Source organism: Arenimonas sp. (genome assembly GCF_019459675.1).
In the GTDB taxonomy this organism is placed as follows: domain Bacteria; phylum Pseudomonadota; class Gammaproteobacteria; order Xanthomonadales; family Xanthomonadaceae; genus Arenimonas.
Genome location: NZ_JAIBFH010000210.1, coordinates 1 through 1,473 on the forward strand (window position 1 = coordinate 1; position 1,473 = coordinate 1,473).

1 protein-coding gene and 1 pseudogene are annotated in these 1,473 nt (G+C 68.4%); both read left to right on the plus strand.

Annotated elements, in window-relative coordinates; genetic code table 11:
- Positions 1–798: helix-turn-helix domain-containing protein (locus K0M70_RS07245; protein WP_290781038.1), on the plus strand; the 798-nt coding region annotated here is incomplete at its 5' end.
- Between the two features lie 76 nt (positions 799–874).
- Positions 875–1,473 (plus strand): annotated as a pseudogene (locus K0M70_RS07250) (nitric-oxide reductase large subunit); the annotation flags it as partial.

Here is a 1,473-nt window from a genome sequence, read left to right on the forward strand (position 1 = left end):
GTTTCTCCACGCCCTCGGGCGCCGGGCTTTGGGGGGGCCCACTGCTGCCCCGGGGCGCGCCGCCCCCCCCTCCCCCCCCCGGCCGCGCCCCACGACGGCGACCAGCTCAAATTCTGCAGCACCTGCGCGTTCTCGGACGCCTGCCTGTCGCAGGGCTACGACAAGTCGTCGCTGATGGACCTGCACGTGCTGGTGGAACACATTGGCCCTTTCCACGAGGGCGACCACATTTTCCGCGAAGGCGACGAGTTCAACGCCATCGCCGCCGTACGCGCCGGCACCGTGAAGACCTACGTGCTCGACGCCGCCGGCCACGAACAGGTCCTGGGCTTCCACCTGCCCGGCGAGATCATCGGCCTGAGCGCCATCAGCCAGTCGCGCTACCCCTGCAATGCGGTGGCGCTGGACACGGTCATGCTGTGCCGGTTCTCCTTCCCGAAGATGGCGCTGCTGGCCACCCGCATGCCGGGCCTGCAGGCCCAGCTGTTCCGCCTGCTCAGCGAAGACATCGGCAAGGCTTCGCTGCTGGCTGGCGACTTCACCGCCGACCAGCGCATGGCGGCCTTCCTGGTGGCGCTGTCGCGGCGCTACGCGCGGCGCGGCTTTTCGCCCACCCGGCTGCACCTCACCATGACCCGCACCGACATCGCCAACTACCTGCGCCTGGCGCCGGAAACAGTCAGCCGGGTGCTCAAGCGACTGCAGGAAGACGGCATGGTGCGCGTGGACCGCCGCGAGCTCGAGCTGCTCGACAGCGCCGCGCTGGAAGCGCTGGCGAAACCGGTGCTGAGAAACTGAACCAGGCTTGACCTGAGTCAGGGCCGCCGACACCCCAGCCGACCGAGCATGGCGACATCCAAACCGGAGAGTTGTCATGAGCAGTACACGCAAGCTGTGGATCGCACTCGCGATCTTGCTGGGCGTCTCGTTTTCCGTCCTGCTGTGGGTCGGCGGCGAGATCCATCGGGAAATGCCGCCGATGCCCGAACAGGTCGTCACGCGCAGCGGCCAGGTGGTCTTCACCCGCGCAGACATCCAGCTGGGACGCCAGGTATGGCAGTCCACCGGCGGCCAGCAGCTGGGCTCGATCTGGGGCCACGGCAGCTACGTGGCGCCGGACTGGACCGCGGACTGGCTGCACCGCGAGGCCGTGGACATCCTCGACCAGTGGGCGCGCCGCGACCACCAGGCGGCCAACTACGAAGCGTTGGCGGCTCCCGAGCAGGCCGCGCTGTCGGCCCGCCTGCAGCAGATGATGCGTCCGAACACCTATGACGCCAAGACCGGTTCGGTGGTGATCGACGACGAGCGCGCCATCGCCATCGCCAACGTCTCCGCGCACTACCAGAGCCTGCTGGGCAACGACCCCGCCACGGCCGAGCTTCGCGAAAACTACGCGATGAAGAACAACACCGTGCCCGATGCCGAGCACCGGCGCGCGATGACGTCCTTCTACTGGTGGACCGCCTGGTC